Annotated in this window: 19 protein-coding genes; 9 read left to right on the top strand and 10 right to left on the bottom strand. The window is 65.6% G+C overall.

Features of this window, described 5'->3' with window-relative positions; translation table 11 throughout:
* Window positions 1-94 precede the first annotated feature (94 nt).
* Genes ACT6UX_RS29025 through ACT6UX_RS29005 form a run of 5 tightly spaced genes read left to right on the top strand, consistent with a single transcriptional unit; the run spans window position 95 to window position 4,872 of the window.
* Window positions 95-1,120: an ABC transporter substrate-binding protein gene (locus tag ACT6UX_RS29025; RefSeq protein WP_444778637.1), complete on the top strand. Its 1,026-nt coding sequence runs from the start codon at window positions 95-97 to the stop codon at window positions 1,118-1,120.
* On the top strand, window positions 1,117-2,529 hold the full coding sequence (locus ACT6UX_RS29020; RefSeq protein WP_444778636.1) for an amidohydrolase family protein: 1,413 nt from the start codon (window positions 1,117-1,119) through the stop codon (window positions 2,527-2,529). Before ACT6UX_RS29025 ends, ACT6UX_RS29020 begins: the two co-directional genes overlap by 4 nt.
* A 3-nt stretch (window positions 2,530-2,532) precedes the next feature.
* Window positions 2,533-3,330, top strand: a complete 798-nt coding sequence (locus tag ACT6UX_RS29015; protein ID WP_444778635.1) for an ABC transporter ATP-binding protein — start codon at window positions 2,533-2,535, stop codon at window positions 3,328-3,330.
* Between the two features lie 28 nt (window positions 3,331-3,358).
* Window positions 3,359-4,108, top strand: coding sequence for an ABC transporter permease (locus tag ACT6UX_RS29010; protein ID WP_444778634.1), 750 nt, complete (start codon window positions 3,359-3,361; stop codon window positions 4,106-4,108).
* Entirely contained in the window at window positions 4,108-4,872 is a 765-nt protein-coding gene (locus ACT6UX_RS29005; RefSeq protein WP_444778633.1) for an ABC transporter permease, read from the top strand. Before ACT6UX_RS29010 ends, ACT6UX_RS29005 begins: the two co-directional genes overlap by 1 nt.
* Window position 4,873: 1 nt before the next feature.
* Here ACT6UX_RS29005 and ACT6UX_RS29000 read toward each other — a convergent pair whose 3' ends face one another.
* From ACT6UX_RS29000 to ACT6UX_RS28955, 10 genes are all read right to left on the bottom strand, one after another.
* Window positions 4,874-6,505, bottom strand: coding sequence for an ABC transporter ATP-binding protein (locus ACT6UX_RS29000; RefSeq protein ID WP_444778632.1), 1,632 nt, complete (start codon window positions 6,503-6,505; stop codon window positions 4,874-4,876).
* Window positions 6,505-7,401 (bottom strand): ABC transporter permease, encoded by an 897-nt coding sequence (locus ACT6UX_RS28995; protein ID WP_444778643.1) that lies wholly within the window; start codon window positions 7,399-7,401, stop codon window positions 6,505-6,507. Before ACT6UX_RS28995 ends, ACT6UX_RS29000 begins: the two co-directional genes overlap by 1 nt.
* A 35-nt stretch (window positions 7,402-7,436) precedes the next feature.
* Window positions 7,437-8,378 (bottom strand): ABC transporter permease, encoded by a 942-nt coding sequence (locus ACT6UX_RS28990; protein ID WP_444778631.1) that lies wholly within the window; start codon window positions 8,376-8,378, stop codon window positions 7,437-7,439.
* An 80-nt stretch (window positions 8,379-8,458) separates the two neighbouring features.
* A complete protein-coding gene (locus tag ACT6UX_RS28985; RefSeq protein WP_444778630.1) occupies window positions 8,459-10,027 on the bottom strand; it encodes an ABC transporter substrate-binding protein in 1,569 nt (522 codons plus the stop codon).
* Between the two features lie 106 nt (window positions 10,028-10,133).
* The gene (locus ACT6UX_RS28980; RefSeq protein ID WP_444778629.1) at window positions 10,134-11,720 is read right to left on the bottom strand and encodes an ABC transporter substrate-binding protein; all 1,587 of its coding nucleotides are present in this window, start codon (window positions 11,718-11,720) and stop codon (window positions 10,134-10,136) included.
* A gap of 128 nt (window positions 11,721-11,848) precedes the next feature.
* Complete coding sequence (locus ACT6UX_RS28975; protein WP_444778628.1) at window positions 11,849-12,826, bottom strand: hypothetical protein; 978 nt, start codon at window positions 12,824-12,826, stop codon at window positions 11,849-11,851.
* Between the two features lie 54 nt (window positions 12,827-12,880).
* Window positions 12,881-13,648 carry a peptidoglycan editing factor PgeF gene (pgeF, locus tag ACT6UX_RS28970; protein WP_444778627.1) on the bottom strand — a complete coding sequence of 256 codons (768 nt, stop codon included), beginning with the start codon at window positions 13,646-13,648 and terminating at the stop codon, window positions 12,881-12,883.
* On the bottom strand, window positions 13,645-14,739 hold the full coding sequence (locus tag ACT6UX_RS28965; protein ID WP_444778626.1) for a class I SAM-dependent methyltransferase: 1,095 nt from the start codon (window positions 14,737-14,739) through the stop codon (window positions 13,645-13,647). Before ACT6UX_RS28965 ends, pgeF begins: the two co-directional genes overlap by 4 nt.
* A gap of 24 nt (window positions 14,740-14,763) precedes the next feature.
* Window positions 14,764-15,585: a prolipoprotein diacylglyceryl transferase gene (gene lgt / locus ACT6UX_RS28960; protein WP_444778625.1), complete on the bottom strand. Its 822-nt coding sequence runs from the start codon at window positions 15,583-15,585 to the stop codon at window positions 14,764-14,766.
* 144 nt (window positions 15,586-15,729) lie between these two features.
* Window positions 15,730-16,209: a YbjN domain-containing protein gene (locus tag ACT6UX_RS28955; protein ID WP_444778624.1), complete on the bottom strand. Its 480-nt coding sequence runs from the start codon at window positions 16,207-16,209 to the stop codon at window positions 15,730-15,732.
* A 410-nt stretch (window positions 16,210-16,619) separates the two neighbouring features.
* Between ACT6UX_RS28955 and ACT6UX_RS28950 the strand changes: the two genes are divergently transcribed.
* From ACT6UX_RS28950 to cynS, 4 genes are all read left to right on the top strand, one after another.
* Complete coding sequence (locus ACT6UX_RS28950; RefSeq protein WP_444778623.1) at window positions 16,620-17,987, top strand: ABC transporter substrate-binding protein; 1,368 nt, start codon at window positions 16,620-16,622, stop codon at window positions 17,985-17,987.
* 75 nt (window positions 17,988-18,062) lie between these two features.
* The gene (ntrB, locus tag ACT6UX_RS28945) at window positions 18,063-18,911 is read left to right on the top strand and encodes a nitrate ABC transporter permease (protein ID WP_444778622.1); all 849 of its coding nucleotides are present in this window, start codon (window positions 18,063-18,065) and stop codon (window positions 18,909-18,911) included.
* Between the two features lie 7 nt (window positions 18,912-18,918).
* On the top strand, window positions 18,919-19,839 hold the full coding sequence (locus ACT6UX_RS28940; protein WP_444778621.1) for an ABC transporter ATP-binding protein: 921 nt from the start codon (window positions 18,919-18,921) through the stop codon (window positions 19,837-19,839).
* Window positions 19,836-20,282, top strand: a complete 447-nt coding sequence (gene cynS, locus ACT6UX_RS28935) for a cyanase (RefSeq protein WP_444778620.1) — start codon at window positions 19,836-19,838, stop codon at window positions 20,280-20,282. The genes ACT6UX_RS28940 and cynS overlap by 4 nt, the downstream gene beginning before the upstream one ends.
* The last annotated feature ends 653 nt before the right edge of the window (window positions 20,283-20,935 follow it).

The raw sequence follows: 20,935 nt of genomic DNA, 5'->3' as shown, positions 1-20,935 counted from the left end.
ACTCAAGTCTGTTCCCGGCGGGGCGCCGCAGCAAGGGGCGCTGGCCCGGCCTTTGCAAGCGATACCGAGGTGCCGGCAAGAATGGGGGGAATCGATGCATCGCAGGACACTATTGCAGGGTGCGGGGGCCGCCGCGTTCGCGGGTTCGATGGGGCCGATTTCCGCGCACGCCCAGATGACGACGGTGCGGGTGGCGCTGGGCTGGATCAATAACGTCGAGTACGCCGGCATGTGGCTGGCCCTGGAGAACGGCTACTTCAAAGAAGAAGGGCTCGAAGTGAAGACCCTGCCGGGCGGGCCGAACGCGCCGCCGCCGCCGGTGACGGTGGCTTCGGGTGGCGCCGAGTTCGGCTTCGGCACCTGGTTGCCCTATCTGGATGCCGTCGCCCGCGGCAACGATTTCGTTCTGCTGGCCGGCACCTTTCCGGTGTCGCCGCTCGGTATCCTGTCGCTGGCGGCCAAGCCGATCCGCAGCGCCGCCGACATGGTCGGCAAGAAGATCCTGGCGCAGGGGCCCAACGAGCGCACGGCGATCGACGCCACGCTGGCGCTGAACAAGTTGCCCAAGACCTGGGAGTTCGTGCCGGCGGGCTTCTCGCCCGAGCCGCTGCTGTCCAAGGCCGGCGATGGCTACACCGCCTACGGCACCAACCAGGCGGTCACGCTCGAACTCAAGATGAACATGGTGCGCGACAAGGACTTCTTCTTCACTTCCTTCGACTCGATGGGCTTCAAGTCCTACGCCAACCTGGTCTTCTGTACGCGCGCCTATCTCCAGGCGAACCGGCCGACCGTGGTGAAGTTCCTGCGCGGCCTGACGCGCGGCTGGATCGAAGATCTCAAGGATCCGGCGGTTGCGGCCCGGCTCGCCGTTTCCAAATACGGCGCCGACCTCGGCCTCGATCTCAAGCAGCAGACGCGGCAGAACGAGTTGCAATTCGCCATGCTGAAGAATCCCGCCAAGCCCGACCAGCCATTGCTGGTGCTTGATCGCGACACCATCGCCGGGCCGATGTATGACGCGGCCCGCGCGTCGGGCCGCGACAAGCTACCGGACGTCGACAAGCTCGCCGATTTCTCGGTGATGCAGGAAGTCCACGACTCGCTGAAGAAGAAATGAGCGCCGTGGCCAAGGCACGCCATATGGGGCCGCGGAAGGTCGACCTGCTGCTGAAGGGCTGCGACGTCGTCACCGTCGACGGCAAGAACCGGGTGATCCGCGACGGCGCCGTCGCGGTCGCGGGCAACAGGATCGTCTGGATCGGCAAGGCGAGCGCCGCCGCCCGCGAGGTTGTCGCGACGTCGACCGTCGACGGTTGCGGGCAGATCGCCATGCCGGGGCTGATCGATGCCCATGTCCACACCGCCCAGACCCTGCTGCGCGGCAAGCTGGCCGAGATCGGACGGCGCCAGCAGGTCAAGAACCCGCCGTGGAAGAACTATTACATTCCGTTCGAGGGCATGCTCACGGACGAGGATGTCTATCTGAGCGGGCTGCTCTGTTACACCAACATGCTCTCGGTCGGCACGACCTGCTTCGCCGAGGCCGGTGGCCCGCATCCCGACGCCATGGGGCGCGCCGCCGTCGACGTCGGCATCCGCGGCTTCGTCGCGCTCAGCACGATCGACCAGGGCGTCAAGACGCCCCGGACCATGATCGCCACCACGGCGCAGGCCTACGACCGCAACGTAGCGCTGGTGAAGCGGTGGAAGGGCACAGCGCAGGGGACCGACCGCGTGCAGGCTTGGCTGTCGCTGCGCCAGATCATCGTCTGCTCGCCCGAGCTGATCAAGGCGATGGCGGAGGCGGCCCGGGCGCTCGATGTCAAGATCCACACCCATCTCTGCGAAGGCGTCTACGAGATCGACTACGCGCTGGAGAAGTTCGGCAAGCGGCCGGCGGAATATCTGCACGACCTCGGTGCGCTCGACCGCCACATGCATTGCGCACATTCGGTGCTGCTGTCGGCCGAGGAGATGGACCTCTACGTCAAGCACCGGCCGTCGGCCTGCCACTGTGCCTTCAACAATTATCACATCGGCCCGCACCGTCTGAGCGAGATGTGGAAGCGCGGCATCGATATTGGGCTCGGCACCGATGGCGCGGCGTCGTGGGGCTCGCTCGACATCTTCCAGGTTGCGCACATGACGAGGGTTGGTCAGCAGGCGGTGATGGGAACGCCCCTCGCCTATCGCAATGTCACGCCGAGCGAGGAGATCCTCAAGGTCGCGACCAACGGCGGGGCGCGGGCGCTCGGCATCGAGAAGGAGATCGGCAGCCTCGAAGTGGGCAAGAAGGCCGACATCCTGCTGGTCGATCGCAGTCAGCTCGATCACCTGCCGCTCTACGACCCCTATTTCGTCGCCGCAAATTCAGTGGTCGGCCGCGACGTGCGCAGCGTCGTGGTCGACGGCAAGCTGGTGATGAAGGATCGCGAGCTGCTGACGGTGGACCGCGCCGAGATCGAACGGCGTCTGGCCGAGCGGCTGCCCCGGCTGATGGAGCGTTTCGACGCCATGGTCGCCTGAGGAATGTCGGCGAGCGCTACCATTTCCATCGACCGGGCCAGCAAGCGTTTCGCGCTGGCCGGCAGCAGCGAAGGCGTGCTCGCGCTCTCGGAACTGTCACTCGAGATCGCGCCGGGCGAGTTCGTGGCCATCCTCGGCCCGAGCGGCTGCGGCAAGAGCACGTTGCTGCGGCTGGTCGCCTCGCTCGACCAGCCGAGCGGCGGCTCGGTCAGCATCGGCGGCGCGGCGCCGGGGTTGGTGTCGGGCCGGCACGCGCTGGGCGTCGCCTTTCAGGACCATGCGCTGCTGCCCTGGCTCAGCATCCACGACAACATCGCGCTGCCCTTCAGGATCGCCGGCCGGCGCGTCGGCGAGGCGGCGATCGCCCGCCTGATCGAGTTGGTTGGCCTCGCCCGCTTCGCCACGGCGCGTCCGCGACAGCTCTCCGGCGGCATGCGCCAACGCGCTTCGATCGCTCGCGCGCTGGTGCTGGACCCCGAGGTGCTGCTGCTCGACGAGCCGTTCGGCGCCCTCGACGCGGTGACGCGCCGGCAGATGAACGTCGAGTTGCAGCGCATCTGGTCGGAACGCCAGATCACCACCATGCTGATCACCCATTCGGTCGACGAGGCGCTGTTCCTGGCCGACCGCGTGGTGGTGATGAGCGGGCGGCCCGGCCGCATCGTGCGCGAAGTGACGGTGCCCTTCGCCCGTCCGCGCGCGCCCGCCGTGATGCGCAGCGAGGCATTCCACCATCTGGTCGACGACCTCACCGCAGCGTTGGAGATGCCGGATCCGGATTCTTCTCCTTCGGCAGGGTAGGGCGCTCGCCTATGGCCCCCTCTCCGTCATGAGCGCGGGACGCTGGAACGTCTTGCTGGGCGCACTGGGCATCGCGCTGTTCCTGGTGCTGTGGGAGGTCATCGGCCGGCTGGGGCTGGGCGGGATAAGCTGGCCGCCGCTCAGTGCCGTGTTCGAGATGTTGGCCGACGACAGCAAGTGGGCTCTGTTCCAGCGGGCGCTGGCGGCCACACTGCAAGAGACGGCTTTGGGCTACATTTGGGGCACGGCGGCGGGCCTCGGGCTGGCGACGGTGGCCCATCTGGTGCCGCCTCTGCGGCGCGGCTCGGACCGTCTGGCGGCGGTGCTGAATTCGGTCCCGTCGATCGCACTGGGGCCGATCTTCCTGGTGCTGCTCAGCCGTGACAGTACGCCGGCAGCGGTCTCGTCGATTCATGTCTTCTTCATCGTCTTCGTATCGGTGAGTTCAGGCCTGCAGCGGGCGACACCGGCTCACCGCGATCTCTTCGCCGTGCTCGGCGCCGACCGGCTGAAGCGCTTCCGGCGCCTCGAACTGCCGGCGGCGCTGCCGGCGCTGGCGTCGGGATTGCGGCTCGCCTGGCCGGCCGCCCTGATCGGCGCGATCATTGGCGAGTGGTTCGGCGCCTCGCGCGGCATCGGTATCCTGATCATCAATGCCATGCAGAACTTCCAGATCGTGCTGCTGTGGTGTGCCGTGCTGCTGGCCGTCGGCGCTTCGTTGCTGTTCTACGGTCTGCTCACGCTGCTGGAGCGCGGCGCCTATGCGAGGTTCGGCTGATGGAAAGGGCTTCCGGGCGCCCCCTGCTGCTGCGTCTCGTCGAGGACTATTGGGGGATCCTGCTCCTGCTGCTGGGCTGGCAGCTCTGGGTCGTGCTCAACCGCTTCAATCCCATCGTCATGCCGACGCCGGTCGCCGTGCTGGGCGATCTCGTCGCCTATCCCATGGTCTATGTGCAGAGCGTCGGCATCACCCTGGCCGTCGCCGTCTTCGGCCTGATCGCGGGCATGGCGGTGGGAACGGGGCTCGCCGTCGCGGCGTGGTTCTCGGCCGTCGCGTCGGGCCTGCTCAATCCGCTCACCATTCTGTTCAGTTCGGTGCCGGTGGTGGCGCTGATCCCCGTGATTGCCCGCCTGTTGGGCTACGACACTTCGACCGTGCTGGCGATCGTGGTCATCATCACCTTCTTCCCCAGCTTCGTCTTCGCCTCGTCGGGCCTGCGCTCACCGCCGCCGGGCAGCGAGGACCTGTTTCGCGTGCTTGGCGCCTCGCGTCTTTCCGTGCTGTGGCGGCTCGCTTTGCCGGCCGCGATGCCCAACCTCGCGATCGCCTTCAAGCTCGCGGCGGCTCACGCCATCCTGGCCGCCATGGTGGCGGAGTTCCTGATGGGGACGTCGGGCCTAGGCTATCTCTTCGCCAAGACCAAGTCGGATTTCCAGACCGAACAGGCGTTCGGCGCCAGCGCGGTCGCCACAGTGATTTCGGCGACCGCCTTCCTGCTGGCGGGCTGGGTCGAAAAGCGCGTGCGCGAGCGTTACGGCTGACTCAGGCGGCGAACTTGCCAAACTGCCACTCGCGGCCGGGGGCGGCGGCGAACAGGGCCTTGGTGTACTCGGCCTTGGGCGAACCGAAGACCTGCTCGGCGGAGCCGTATTCGACGACCCGGCCCTTGCTCATCACGGCCACGTAGTCGCAGATCTGGGCGGCAACGCGCAGATCGTGGGTGATGAACAGCACGGCAAGGTTAAGCCGGACGCGGATCTCGTCCAGAAGTTCGAGCACCTGCTTCTGCACCGACACGTCGAGTGCCGAGACGGCCTCGTCGGCGATCAGCAGTTCCGGCTCCATGGCGAGCGCGCGCGCGATGCAGATGCGCTGGCGCTGGCCGCCCGAGAACTGGTGGGGGAAGCGGTCGAGCGCGTTGGGATCGAGCCGCACCGTTTCCATCAGCTTGCGCGCCCGGGCCATCGCCTCCTCGCGCCCGATGCCGAAATTCATCGGACCCTCGATGATGAAGTCGCCCACGGTGATGCGCGGGTTCATCGAGCGGTAGGGATCCTGGAAGACGATCTGCACGCGGCGGCGATGCGGGCGCAGCTTGCGCGCCGACATGGTCGCGATCTCGGTGTCGCCGATATAGACCTTGCCCTCGGTCGGATCGATCAGGCGGGCGATGCAGCGCGCCACGGTCGACTTGCCCGAGCCGGATTCGCCCACGATGCCCAGCGTCTCGCCGCGGCGGATGTCGAGGTCGACGTCGACCGCGGCCTTCACGACCCGCGCCTTCTGGAAGAAGGCGTTGCTCGTATAGACCTTGCCGAGCTTCTCGGTGCGCAGGATGGTCGTGCCGTCGCGCCGCACGCCGCGATGGACGGGCGTGATCGACGGGACGGAGGAGATCAGCATCTTGGTGTAGTTCTGAACCGGCCGAGACAGGATCTGCTCGGTCGGGCCCATCTCCACCAGCTCGCCCCAACGCAGCACCGCGACGCGATGGGCGATCTCGGCCACGACACCGAAATCGTGGGTGATGAACAGCACGCCCGTGCCCTGACCGTCCTGCAACTCGGCGATGAGCTTCAGGATCTCGGCCTGGGTGGTGACGTCGAGCGCGGTGGTCGGCTCGTCGGCGATCAGCAGGACCGGATCGAGCACCAGCGCCATGGCGATCATGATGCGCTGGCGCTGGCCGCCCGAGAGCTGGTGCGGGAACGACGCGTAGATACGCTCCGGCTCCGGCAGCTTCACGCGAGCCAGGATGGCGATGATCTTGGCCTTGCGTGTCGCGGCATCGAGGTTGGTGTGGGTGTTCAGCACCTCGTCGATCTGATCGCCGCAGGTCATGACGGGATTGAGTGCCGTCATCGGTTCCTGGAAGATCATCGACATGCGCGTGCAGCGCAGTTCGCGCAGCCGGCTTTCGGTCGCGGTCAGGATGTTCTCGCCCTCGAGCAGGATTTCGCCCGAGGTCGGCTTCAGCGCCTTGGCGAGAAGACCCATAACGGTGAAGGCGATCACGGACTTGCCCGATCCGGATTCGCCCACCAGGCAGACGATCTCGCCGGGATTGACCGTGAAGCTCACCTTTTCGACGGCATGGACCCGGTCACCGCCCTTGGGCAGGGAGACGCTCAGGTTGCGGACTTCGAGGACGGGCCTCTTTGCTTCAGTCGACATCAGACTTTCTTGCTCATTTTGGGATCGAGCGTGTCGCGCAGACCGTCGCCCATGATGTTGATGGCCAGCACCGTCAAGGCAAGGAAGATGCCGGGATACAGGATGTTGTGCGGGAACACGCGGAACAGCGTGCGGCCCTCGGCCATGATGTTGCCCCAGCTCGGGATTTCCGGCGGGATGCCGATGCCGAGGAAGGACAGAGCGGCTTCGGTCAGGATCGCGGCGGCGGCGAGGAAGGTACCCTGCACGATCAGCGGCGCCACGGTGTTGGGCAGGATGTGGCGGAACATCAGGATCCAGGTCGGCGTGCCGACCGAGATCGCGCCTTCGACATAGGGTTCCTCGCGTACCGTCAGCACGATCGAACGCACCAGGCGCACCACGCGCGGGACGTCGGGAACGACGATGGCGAAGACCACGGTGATCAGGCCGGCGCGCCAGATCGAGACGAGGGCGATCGCGAGCAGGATGCCCGGGATCGCCATCAATCCATCCATGATGCGCATGATGATCCCGTCGGCCCACCGGATGTAGCCGGACACCAGGCCGATCACCATGCCGATGAGGACCGAGATGATGGACACGGCGACGCCGACGGCCAGCGACACGCGCGCGCCGTAGAGGACGCGGCTGTAGACGTCGCGGCCGAGGCTGTCCGTACCCATGATGGCGACGCGCTTCATGGTCGTGCCGTCATCGAGGCGATAGGTGATCTCGGTGCCGGGCTTCTTGTTGCGGGCCGCTGGATCGATGCGCGTCGGGTCAACCGTGCCGAGGAACGGCGCCAGAATGGCGATCACCAGCATCGTCAGCAGGATTACGCCGCCGATGATGACGTTGGGGTTACGCAGGGCAACGAGCCAGAGGCTCTTGCGCTTGGTCGACGCCGCCGCGATGGAGGCGGAGTCGACGACTTCTTCGGTGATCGCGCTCAATACCGGATCCTCGGATCGAAAAGGGTGTAGCTGATGTCGATGAGCAGGTTGATCACGACATAGACCACGGAGAAAAGAAGAATGACGGTCTGGATGGTCGGGAAGTCGCGGCTGAGCACCGCTTCGACCGTGAGACGGCCGAGACCCGGCAGGCCGAAGACGCTTTCCGTCACCACCGCGCCGCCGATCAGGATGGCGATGCCGAGGCCGATCACGGTGAGGATCGGCACGGCGGCGTTGCGCAGCGCGTGCCGCATCAGCACCACACGGTTGGACAGGCCCTTGGCACGGGCGGTGCGAATATAGTCCTCGTTCAGCACCTCGAGCACCGAGGCGCGCGTGATGCGCGAGATCAGTGCCACGAAGCCGACCGACAGGGTGAGCGACGGCAGGACCATGCGTTCGAGGAACTGCCAGAAGTTGACCCCGATCCGGACATAGCCCTGCACCGGCAGCCAGCCGAGTTCGATGGCGAAGACATAGATCAGGCAGTAGCCGATGACGAAGCCGGGCACGGAGAATCCCAGCACCGAAAAGCCCATGACCGCGCGATCGAGCAGCGAGCCCTGGCGGTAGGCGGCCATGACGCCGATCGGCACGGAAACGGTGACGGCGAAGAGCAGGGTGCAGATCGCGAGGGCGAGCGTCGGCTCGACGCGCTGGGCGATCAGCTCGGCGACGGTCTTCTTGAAGAAGAAGCTCTCGCCGAAATTGCCCTGCAGCACGTTGCCGATCCAGATGGCGAACTGCGACCAGATCGGCTCGTCGAGCCCGAGCTTGTTGCGAATGTCGGCGATCTGGTCTGACGTGGCGTTGTCGCCCGCGATGACCGCGGCGGGATCGCCCGGCGTCAGTCGCAGCATGAGGAAGACGAAGATGGCCACCACCGCCAGCACGGGGATGATGGCTATGAGGCGACGAGCGATAAAATCGATCATTGTATGCAGTTTACCTTATCTGACCGTCTCCATTCCGACCCTCCGCCCTGGCGGGTAGAGGATCGGACTGGAGATCAGTTTCACTTCTTCTCGATGTTCCACATCACAGGGACCGGCGCCTTGAGCCAGCCCGAGATGTTGGAGCGCATGGCGCCCGGGCCGTACCACTGGCCGATCCAGCCATACTGGGCGGTTTGCAAAGCCCGGGCCTGAACGGCGGCGGCGAGCGCCTTGTTCTTCGCGGGGTCGGTTTCCTTGGCGTATGCGTCGCGCAGCTTCTCCATCTCCGGATCGTTCGGCCAGCCGAACCACGCCTTGTCGCCGTTCGCCACCATGTAGGAGGTCGAGATCGGGTTCAGGATATCGGCCGCGACCGAGAACGTGTGGAAGAGGTTCCAGCCGCCCTGATTCACGGGACCCTTGTTGGTTCGACGTGTGACGACGGTTTGCCAGTCCATCGACTGCATGTCGACCTTGAAGCCGCCCTGTTCGAGCAGCGCCTTTGTCACAGGGGCGACGTTGGTGAGGACCGGCAGCGTCGTCGACTGCAGCAGCACGATCGGCGTGCCGTCATAGCCCGCCTCCTTGAGCAGGGCCTTCGCCTTTTCGAAGTTCGGCTTCACGAGAAGATCGCCCGGCGCATTGACCGCGTTGGGGGTGCCGCAGATGAAGGCGGCCGTGCAGACCTTGTAGAACTCCGGCTCGCCGACGGTCGCCTTGAGGTAATCCTCCTGGCGGATGGTGAGCAGCGCGGCCTCGCGGATTTTGGGATTGTTGAACGGCGGTTGCAGCCAGTTCATGCGGTAGATGAACTGGTGGCCGAGCGGGTTCCAGTTGTAGAGCGTGACGCCCTTTTCCTTTTTCAGGATCGGGATCAGGTCGTGCGGCGGCTGCTCGATGATGTCGATCTCACCCGCCGCGAGCGCGTTCACCTGCTGTTGCGGGTCGGGCATCTCGATGATCTCGACCCTGTCGACCTTCACGACCTTGCCGCCGGCGAGACCCGAGGCGGGCTCGGCGCGCGGCTTGTACTTGGCGTTCTTGGTATAGACGTGCTTCTCGCCGGGCTTGGATTCGGCATTCACGTAGATGAACGGGCCCGAACCGATCTGGCTGTCGATCTGCTTGAACGGGTCGGTGTCGGCCACCCGCTTCGGCATCATGAAGGGAACCTGGGACGACGGCTTGCCGAGCGAATCGAGCACCAGGCCGTAAGGCTCCTTCAGCACCATCTGGAAGGTCTTGGGATTGACCTCCTTGAACTCCTTCACGAAGTCCATGAGCTTCTGGCCCATCGCGTCGCGTGCGCCCCAGCGCTTGATCGAGGCGATGCAGTCCTCGGAGGTCACCGGCTTGCCGTCGTGCCACTCGAGGCCGTCGCGCAGGGTGAAGGTCCAGACCGTCTTGTCGGCGGAGACTTCGTACTTGTCGACCATCTGCGGCTTCACGACGTTGTTCTCGTCGGAGGCAAACAGCGTGTCGTAGACGAAGTAGCCGTGGTTGCGGGTGACGTAGGCCGTGGTCCAGATCGGATCGAGGATCGTCAGGTTGCCGTTCTGCACGAACTTGACGACCTTGCCTTGGGCCAGCACCGGCCCGGCAGTGGACAGGATCGCGCCGGCAACCATTGCCGCAAGCGTACGCTTCATTACTTTTTTCATAGTGCCCCCTCCGGGTTTCTTCCCCATCGAAGAAGGCAGGATCGCCCGCCTTCATCGATGAGCGCGCGGGGACCAGCCCCGCGCGCGGATCGAGCTACTTCTTGGTGACGTTCCAGAACACCGGGACGGGCGCGGTCAGGTTGCCCGTGACGTTCTTGCGGCGCGCCAGCGGCGCGTACCACTGTCCGACATTGATGTGCGTCGGGTGGTCGACCCAGTACTTCTGCAGGTCCTCGACGATCTGCTTCTGCTTCGCCGGGTCCGTCTCCTTGGCGAACTGGTCGCGATACTTCTCGATCGTCGCGTCGCACGGCCAGCCGAACATGGCCTTGTCGCATGCCGCATTGAAGTACCCGGCCATTACCGGATTGAGGATGTCGGCCGCCACCCAGGAGGTGAGGAAGGCGTGCCAGCCGCCCTGGCTCGGCGGATCCTTCTTGACGCGGCGCGCGACCAGCGTCTGCCAGTCCATCGACACCATGTCGACCTTGAAGCCGGCCCGCTCCATCTGCGCCTTGGCGACCGGGGCGAGGTTCGTCAGAACCTGCAGGTCGGTCGACTGCATCAGCACGATCGGCGTGCCGTCATAGCCGGCCTCGGTGAGGATCTGCTTGGCCTTGGCGGCGTTGCCGTTCAGCACGTCGGCCATGCCGGCGTCGGTCGCGAGCGGGGTGCCGCACACGAACGGTGCCTTGCAGACCTTGTACCATTGCGGATCGCCGATCGTGGCCTTGAGGAAGTCCTCCTGGCCGAAGGCAACGAACACGGCATGCCGGATCTTCGCGTTGTCGAACGGCTTGGCCAGGCTGTTGAAGCGGAAGGCGTACTGGTTGCCGGTCGGGTTGAAGCTGACCAGCTCGATGTTCTTGTCCTTCGCCAGCAACGGCAGCAGGTCGTGGCCGGGCGATTCGATCATGTCGATCTCGCCGCTCTGCAGCGCGCCCACCTGGGTCTGGATGTCCGGCATGGCGAGCCACTCGACACGGTCGACCTTGACGACCTTGCCGCCGGAGAGGCCGTTGGCCGGCTCGGCGCGCGGCTTGTACTTGGTGTTCTTGACGTAGACGATTTTCTCGCCCGGCTTCCATTCGTCGCCCTTGAAGACGAACGGGCCGGAGCCGATCACGTCCTCGAGCTTGATCTGCTGCATCGGATCGGTTTCGGCCGTCTTCTTCGGCATCATGAAGGGCACGTTCGACGACGGCTTGCCGAGCGACTCGAGCACCAGGCCGTACGGCTCCTTCATCTTCATCTTGAAGGTCTTGGCATCGACGATCTCGAAGCCTGCGACAGATCCCATCATCTTCTGGCCCATCGAATCGCGGGCGGCCCAGCGCTTGATGGACGCGACGCAATCCTCGGCGGTGACCGGCGTGCCGTTGTGCCACTCGAGACCGTCGCGCAGCGTGAAGGTCCAGGTCAGCTTGTCGGCGGAGTTCTCGTACTTGTCGACCATCTGCGGCTTGACGTTGAACTTCTCGTCGACCGCGAACAGCGTGTCCCACACCATGTAGCCGTGGTTGCGCTGGATGTAGGCCGTGGTCCAGATCGGATCGAGAATCTTCACGTCCGAATGCATCACGACCTTGAGCGTCTGCGCTTGCACCGGCGCCGCGGCCATGAGGCCGCTGAAGCTTGCTGCAGCGATGACGGCCAAAGCCGATTTCCTGAATGACAACATGATTTTTTTGACTCCCTGTCTCGCGGTCGTTCTTGCCTTGCGTAAAGCTAGCAAGAATCGCGCCGCCCCCCGGAACAGTAGCAGCCGGGAGCCCCCCTCTGACAAGCCGATTCACAGGCCGCGCAGGCTCAGCGCGGCTTGTTGATCGCTTTCTCGAGAAGTTCGAGCACCCCTTCGGAGGCGGCGGAGGCGACAATGTCGCCGAATCCCGCCCAGGAGCCCTTCGCGGCCGCCAACGGCACGGGATTGGACTGATCGATATCGCCGACATTCTTGCCGGCCGGATCCTTGACGATCCATTTGACGACGAGTCGGGCCATGCGGTCGTCGATCGGTGTCATGTTCACCGTGCCGACGACGCTGAAGGCGTCGCCCTCTGCCTGGTCCACGATCACGAGCTTGCTCGATCCCAGCGCACGCCGCATCCCCGACGTCAGCTGGCGATTGCCGTCCGATGGCGCGCCGGTCACCGCTGCGACGAACACCTTCAGCTGCGGCTCCGCCGGCTTGGCGGCGACCGGCGTCGGAACCGTCGTCGAACTCGGCACCGTGCCATCGGCGGGCGGGGCCGCCGCGGGATCCTGCGGGTATTCGTAGGGGATCGTGATCCCCGCGGCGACCTGGCCCGGGGCGCGGGGAATGAAGTTGGGCGGCTTGCCGATCAGGGTCGCGACCCTGGGGGCGGCTTGTTGCGCGATGCGCGAAATCAGCCGCTCGGCCTGCTCGGCATAGTCTTCCGGCGGCGCGCGGGTCTTGACGGTCGCCGGCTCATCCGTGCGCGGCCGGCCGCGCACGCGCCAGTCCGTCTGGACCTCGATCGACATGCCGGCGTCGCGCGTGCTCATCACGCCATCGACCTGGATCGGCGCCTCGGCCGGCGCCACGGTGGCCACGATCCCATAGGACTGGAGTTCAATGGCGAGGGCGGCCGCGACGCGCTCACCCATTTCCGGCGGCATGTTGCGCGGCGGGCTGATCGCGACCTCGGCCTTGTCCCGTATCGGGCGGGCGTAGGAAATCTGGGAGGGATCGTGCTCGAAGGGTCTGGGAGAGCCACCGCACGCCGCGAGGGCGAACAGGCACAGCAGCATCACAACATGGCGCATGTCGCGATGACCCCGAGCAGGCAGCAGACCATCAGGATGATGAAGTAGGGCACGTCAGGCCGCGAGGGCGATCGCGGACAGGCCACGCCCGTAATCGCGCACACCCTGCAGCGTATTGCGCCGGTAACTGAAGAAATCCTCGGTGCCCGTGAGTGTGTCGTGGCCGGTGGCGGAGACGGCCACGCCGTTGCGTGCAATGCGGTGCACGAGATAGCCCGGCAGGTCGAACATGAAGTGGCCGGCGCGCGTCGCGGTCCGGAAGAACGCAGCGTTCGCCTCGTCCTGCGCCAGGAACGGCGCGGGGAATTCGGGTCCGACCTCGTACGACGCCGGCCCGATGCAGGGGCCGACCACGACCCGGATGCGCTCGCGCCGGGCACCAAGCTTCTCCATCGCCGTAATGGTGGCATCGACAATGCCGCCCAGCGCACCCTTCCAGCCGGCATGCGCGGCGCCGATCACCGAGGCGTCGCCGTCGGCCAGCAGCACCGGCGCGCAATCGGCCGCCATGACGCCCAGCACCACGCCCGGCCGGTCGGTCACGAGGCCATCGGCCTTCGGCGCTCCCGGCGAACTCCAGCGCTCCTCTGCAATGGTGAGCACGTCGGTCGAATGGGTCTGGTGCACGGTCTGCAGGTCGGGCTCGTCGAGACCGAACTGTTCGGCCACGCGCCGGCGATTCTCGCGCACATTGTCGGGCGAGTCGCCGGATCCGTAACCGCAGTTCAGCGAGGAATAGAGACCGGTGCTCACGCCGCCCTGGCGGGTGAAGAATCGATGTCGCACGCCGTCGAGGGCGGCAAGCGTCTGGGCCTGGATCATGGGGGCGTCCGAGGAGTGTCGTCCGTGGGGGTGTCCGTGAAGCCGGCGGGCGGGGCATTTCTGCCGTCGCCGAGAGCCAGCACGCGAAAGAGGGTGCCCATTTGGTCGGGCGCGATCAAGCGGGCCGATGCCGCATCGATGGCTTGAGCCTGCACAGGCGTTGCATTGCGCTTCAGGGTTTGCGCGCGGTCGGGGAGACCGAGCCGCCGCAGGAACTCGCCCTGGTCGACCGGCCCGAAGGCGGGGACGCCGGACGCGGCGGCGAGCGCCGGGAAGTCGACATGGGCGCTGAGATCGGTCTCGCCGGGACGGTCGAGAATGTCCGCTCCCTGGTGGCCGCGCACCGCCTGAAGCGAGGCCGCCCGGCCCGCACTCTCCAGCCCGTAGTCGATGATGAGCGCCCAGCCGCCGTCACGGGCGATGCGTGCCCCGAGGGCGCTGGCCAGCGTCCGTCCGGCTTCGCTCAACTCAGCCTCCGCGCCTTCCGGCGCCTCCGGCAGCAGGGATGCGAAGGGCGTGCTGCCCGGCGCCAGCGCCAGCCGCAGCCCACCCGACTCGTCGAGACCGACCATGCGCTCGCGCCAGCCCCTGGCCGTGCGATGGAACTGGCGCACCGGCAGCGCGTCGAAGAATTCGTTGGCGACCAGCAGCAGCGGTCCCGCCGGCACCTCGTCGAAGCGCTCGTGCCAGGCGGGCCGGTGGGCCTGCAGCATGGAGCGCTGGGCCTCGCGCAGCAGCGCGTTGATATCGACCAGATGCAGGTCGATCGCGGCATGGAAGCCCGGCACGCCGCGCGTCGCGCGCAGCGCATCGGCCATCAGGGTGCCGCGGCCGGGGCCGAGTTCGACCAGCCGCACGGGTGACGGCCGGCCCATCGCCAGCCAGCGCTCGGCCAGCCAGGCGCCCGTCAGCTCGCCGAACATCTGCGAGATTTCGGGCGCGGTGGTGAAGTCGCCGGCGGCGCCGACAGGAAGGGCGCGGCGATAGTAGCCCAGCCGGGGATGTCCCATCGCTTCGGCCATGAAGTCGGCGAGGGAGATCGGCCCGGTGAGCGCGATGCGGCGCGCGATCAGCCCGCCCAATTCAGTCAAGAGGGCTCGCTCACGGCGCTTCCGTCACGGGAGGGCAGGCTTGCGGTAAGAGCGCACGATCATCCAGAGACCGAACAGCAGCACCGGCAGCGACAGCAGCATGCCCATGGTGATCGGTCCCCACAGGTAGCCGAGATGGGCGTCGGGCTCGCGGAAGAGTTCGCCCACGATCCGGGCGAGGCCATAGCCCGCGCAGAAAACCCCGGTCAGCAGGCCGGGACGGCGGCGACCCTCGGTGAGCTTCCACACCGCCACGACGACGAGGGTCAGCAGCACGCCCTCGAAGAAGGCCTGGTAGAGCTGGCTGGGATGGCGCGGCAGCGGTCCGCCGCGTGGGAAGACCATCGCCCACGGCACGTCGCTGATCCTGCCCCACAGCTCGCCGTTGATGAAGTTGGCGAGGCGGCCGAAGAACAGGCCGAGCGGCGCCACGAGCGCCACCAGGTCCGACAGCATGAAGGGGTTGGTCTGGTTGCGTCTCGCGAAGAGAAGAATGGCGACGACGACGCCCAGCAGCCCGCCATGGAACGACATGCCGCCTTCCCACAGGGTGAGCGCGGACAGGGGATGCTCGATGTAGAAACCCGGCTTGTAGAACAGCACGTAGCCCAGCCGTCCGCCCAGGATGACGCCGAGCGCCGCCCACAGCAGGAAGTCGTCGATCTTGAGCGGCGACAGGACCTTGGGTGGCTGCTCGCAGACGCGGCGCATGACCTGCCAGCCGATCACCAGGCCCGCGATATAGGCGAGCGCATACCAGCGGATGGCGAAGGGTCCGAGCTGGACCAGGACGGGATCGATCTCGGGATACGGGATCGCCAGCAGAATCGCGGGGAGGGTGCTCATGAAGGCGACCCTTATAGCCGGGGAATCGCGTCCCTGAAATCGTCGCGGCGCCTATCCGGGGGGATCGGCGCCGCTGGGGACTTTCCGAACGAGAGTGTTTTTGAGTTTTTAGCGAGAGGGGGCGTCGGATGAGTCCTTGTCGGCTCAGGCTTCGCCGACCGTCTCCAGGATGGAGGCGGTCAACGCGTCGGCGGGGCTCTTGCCGGCCCATATGACGTACTGAAAGGCGGGATAGAAACGCTCGCTTTCGGTGATCGCCACCTCGACGAGGTCGTTCAGCTGCTCTGCCATCAAGCCCTTGGTCCCGCGCAGCGGGATGGCGTGGCGGAACATCGGCAGGCCTTCCTCGGTCCACAGATCGAAGTGACCCAGCCACATCTTTTCGTTGATCAGGGCCAGCAGGCCATGAATGTCGGAATGCCGTTCGGTCGGAATACGGACGTCGTAGGCGCAGGTGAAGTGCAGCGCCTCGACATCGTCGCGCCAGCTGAAGAACATGCGGTAGTCGCACCAGCGGCCCGCGACCTCGACCGCGATCTCCCGATCCGAAGTACGGTCGAACGGCCAGTCGTTGGCAGACACGACCTTCTCGATCATTTCGAGCGGATTGAGGTCAGACTTCAAACGTGTCCGCTCATGTCGAGATAACGCCATAGAGCTACTCCCCAACCATTCCGCCGTGCGGCTGCACTGAGCCATTCTTGAGACGGGTGGTCGACATTTCGTGGTGGGCACCCAACAACCCACTAACCGTAGCCTGCCAAAGGACGCCCCCCTCCGCAATAAGAAATGGCCGTGTAAAACGGGGAAAGAGTCAGGGATTCCATGAATTTAATCCCCAACGTTAAGATTCGAATCCGGCGATTCCGCAGAACGAGTCGGGGTTATTTGCCTGTTTCTTGGGCAAATATGGATGCGGAAAGGCGGTGCGTCCCGGCTTTCTGCACGTTCTAGGCGATTGGCACAGGCCTTGCGTTTTCAGCTTCCAAGCGGAGCCGTATCGATGTCGGCACCAGGATCTGCAGGAGGCTTCGATGTTCAAGGACCCGTTCGACCCGAAGGCTCTGCTGGGCCGCGGCGGCTGCAGCTGCGGCGGTAACCACAGCCAGGCCGACCATGCCCGTCTGACGGCGTCCGCCGTGCCGGCCGGGGAAGAGGATCGCTGGAACCGGGTCGTCGATGCCGCCGTCTTGCGCGCCGTTTTCCCGGTCGATGCCCAGCGCCGCCAGTTCCTGAAGACCGTGGGCGCGGCCACGGCGATGGCCGCCATCTCATCCGTCCTGCCGCTCGGCGCCGCGCGCGAGGCGTTTGCCCAGGGTGGGACGCCGGAAAAGAAAGACCTCAAGGTCGGATTCATCCCCATCACCTGCGCCACGCCGATCATCATGGCCCATCCGATGGGTTTCTATTCGAAGCAGGGGCTGAACGTCGAAGTCGTGAAGACGGCCGGCTGGACGGTAATCCGCGACAAGTCACTGGCCAAGGAATACGACGCCTCGCACATGCTCTCGCCGATGCCGCTCGCGATCTCGCTGGGGGTCGGCTCGAACCCGGTGCCGTGGACGATGCCGGCGATCGAGAACATCAACGGCCAGGCGATCACCCTGGCGAACAAGCACAAGGACAAGCGCAATCCGAAGGACTGGAAGGGCTTCCGCTTCGCCGTTCCGTTCGACTACTCGATGCACAACTACCTGCTGCGCTACTACGTGGCGGAGGCGGGCCTCGATCCCGACAAGGACATTTCGATCCGCTCGGTGCCGCCGCCCGAGATGGTGGCCAACCTGCGCGCCGACAATCTCGACGGCTATCTCGGCCCCGATCCGTTCAACCAGCGCGCCGTCTACGACGGTGTGGGCTTCATCCATCTCCTGACGAAGGAAATGTGGGACGGCCATCCGTGCTGCGCCTTCGCCGTCAGCAAGGAATTCGCCACCCAGAACCCGAACTCCTATCGCGCCCTCCTCAAGGCGATCATCGATGCCACCGCCTACGCCCAGAAGCAGGAGAACCGCAAGGAGATCGCCAAGGCGATCGCGCCGCAGAACTATCTGAACCAGCCCGAGACGGTGCTGGAGCAGATCCTCACCGGCACCTATGCCGACGGGCTGGGTGGGGTGAAGAAGGACCCCAACCGTATCGGCTTCGATCCCTTCCCGTGGAACCAGTTCGCCATCTGGATCCTGACCCAGATGAAGCGCTGGGGACAGCTCAAGGCGGATGTCGACTATGCCAAGGTCGCGCAGGAAGTGTTCCTCGCCACCGATACCGCGAACATGATGAAGGAGATGGGCCTCACGCCGCCCAATCCCTCGAACAAGACGATCGTCGTGATGGGCAAGCCCTTCGATCCGGCCAAGCCCGCCGACTACGTGAACAGCTTCGCCATCAAGCGGACCTGACGCCGTGACGCTGTCGCCGGGACCAAGAACCCTCCTCAGGATGAGGACTCTGCTTTCTGTGGATGGTCGGCGCTGATGCTGAAGACCTCGCTCCGCTTGCGGGCCGGCCTGCTGTCGCTGCTGATCTTCGTGGCGATCGTCGGCATCTGGCAGGTCGCCACCATGCCGACGGCCGCCAGCGGCCCGGCGATGGATCCGGAATATGCCAAGCTGGTGGGCGCCGCGGCGGCCACCGGATCGAAGTCGGCGATGCCGACGCCGGCCGACATCGCCGCCACGATCTGGAAGCACCTCGCCGATCCGTTCTACGTGCGCGGCAGCAACGACAAGGGCATCGGCATCCAGCTCGCCTATTCGCTCGGCCGTGTGCTGCTGGGCTTCGGCCTCGCTGCCCTCGTCGCCATTCCGCTCGGCTTCCTGATCGGCATGTCGCCCTTGGTCTATCGCGCGCTCGATCCCTTCATCCAGATCCTGAAGCCGGTCTCGCCGCTCGCCTGGATGCCGCTCGCGCTCTACACGATCAAGGACAGCGCCATCTCGTCGATCTTCGTGATCTTCATCTGCTCGATCTGGCCGATGCTGATCAACACCGCCTTCGGCGTCGGCAGCGTGCGCAAGGAATGGCTGAACGTGGCGCGCACCCTCGAGGTCGGCCCCTTCCGCACGGCCTTCAAGGTGATCCTGCCCGCCGCGGCGCCCACCATCATGACCGGCATGCGCATCTCCGTGGGCATCGCCTGGCTGGTGATCGTGGCGGCCGAGATGCTCGTGGGCGGCACCGGCATCGGCTACTTCGTGTGGAACGAGTGGAACAACCTCTCGATCGCCAACATCGTGACCGCGATCCTGCTGATCGGCCTGGTCGGTCTCCTGCTCGATCAGGGCCTGGCCTGGCTGGCCAAGCTCGTCACCTATCCGGAATAGGCGCGCCATGGAGAACCGTCCGCTCATCAGCGTCGAAGGGCTCGCGCGCCGCTTCGGCGAGACCGGTCAGCCCGCCGTGTTCGAGGACATCTGGTTCGGCGTCGACAAGGGCGAGTTCTGCTGCCTGATCGGCCATTCGGGCTGCGGCAAGACCACGATCCTGAACGTGCTGGCCGGCCTCGACAGTCCGAGCGGTGGCGCCGTCATCGTCGACAACCGCGAGATCGACGGGCCGAGCCTCGACCGCGCCGTCATCTTCCAGGGTCATGCGCTGCTGCCGTGGATGACGGTGATGGGCAACATCGCCTTCGCCGTCTCGTCGCGCTGGCCGACCTGGGACCGCGCCAAGGTGCGTGAGCATGCGTTGCGCTTCATCGAGCTGGTCGGACTCGCGGGCGCCGAGAGCAAGCGGCCGGCCCAGCTCTCCGGCGGCATGAAGCAGCGGGTCGGCATCGCCCGCGCGCTCTCCATCCAGCCCAAGATGCTGCTGATGGACGAGCCGTTCAGCGCCCTCGACGCGCTGACGCGCGGCATGCTGCAGGACGAGGTGCTGCGCATCTGCGCCGACACCCAGCAGACCGTGTTCATGATCACCCACGATGTCGACGAGGCGATCCTGCTCGCCGACAAGATCGTGCTGATGACCAACGGCCCCGGCGCGCGCATCGCCGAGATCGTGGTCAACACGATGCCGAAGAACGAGCGGCACCGGAACGACCTGCACCGCCATCCGCAATACTACGCCATCCGCAACCACCTCGTGGAGTTCCTGGTGAATCGCTCGAAGGCGTTCGATCGCGAGGTCGCGGAGCATGGCTTCGATCCGCGTCGGCCGAAGCTCGTGAAACCTGGCCTCATGTCCATGAAATTGTCGGCGGTCAATCCGCCGGCCGAAATCGTGCCTTTAACAACCGGGAGACGGCAATGAAGCGGGCTGAAGTGACCGAGAAGATCCTGACGGCCAAGCGGCTGAAGGAACTGACCTGGGAGGAGATCGCCAAGAAGATCGGCGGCGCCTCGAAGATCATGGTCACCGCGGCCTGCATGGGCCAGATGACGATGACCAAGGAACAGGCCACCAAGGCCGGCAAGCTGTTCGGGCTGGGCAAGGAAGAAGTCCTGCTGCTCCAGGAGGTGCCCTATCGCGGCTCGCTGCCGACCATCCCGCCGACCGATCCGCTGATCTACCGCTTCTACGAGCTGGTGCAGGTCTATGGCACCACCTGGAAGGAACTGATCCAGGAGGAATTCGGCGACGGCATCATGAGCGCCATCGACTTCGACATGACGATGGAACGCCAGCCCGACCAGAAGGGCGACCGGGTGAAGATCGCCATGTCGGGCAAGTTCCTGGGGTACAAGAGCTACTGAGGCATCGAGAGATTCCCGGGAGCCGCAAACCCACAACCATTTGCGGCCTTCTTGGACAGTGAGAGGCGATTGTCACAAGTGCAAGGTGGGCCTGTTTGCCTCTCGGCCCGTCGTGCTTTGCCGCGGATGTGGGGCAGGTGCTCGGCTCTCTGATTGGGAGGACGGTGGCAACCCGATCGGCCGGCGCCTTCTCTGGTGCCGAGCTGGAGGAATCTAAGGGACAGGATCCGTCTTAAGCGACCGTAGGGAGGGGCTCGTGCGTCGCGCCCCTGAAGCAATCGAGCCCGGCTCGGCGCCTGGAAGCCTGACCGGAGAGACGCCCCCCAACCCTAACGATCACTCCGAGAGGCGGCTCTTATGCTTGGCATCCGCCCGCTACCCATCCCTCTCCGGTCACAGCAATACCGAGGCCGCGCTCGATCTCGCCGGCATCGAGACGTCGGTGCACTTGCAGCCGCTGGGGTGGGGTGGCGACGTATTGATGGAAGGGTCGCCCCATACCTTGGCAGTAATCTTACCCTTCAGGCGCTGGCCGTTCTTCTTCCGAACATCAAGGGGGGCCGTAGTCGACCATCTTGACCTGCCCTGATTCTTCGGACCACGGTTAAGTTGGAGGAACCGGCGTCTCCTGGTCGTTCGATTGTCCCTTCAAG

The organism is Reyranella sp., from assembly GCF_052439685.1.
Lineage (GTDB): Bacteria > Pseudomonadota > Alphaproteobacteria > Reyranellales > Reyranellaceae > Reyranella.
The sequence above is the reverse complement of the archived record's forward strand: the minus strand, read 5'-3'. Positions and strand labels throughout refer to the sequence as shown.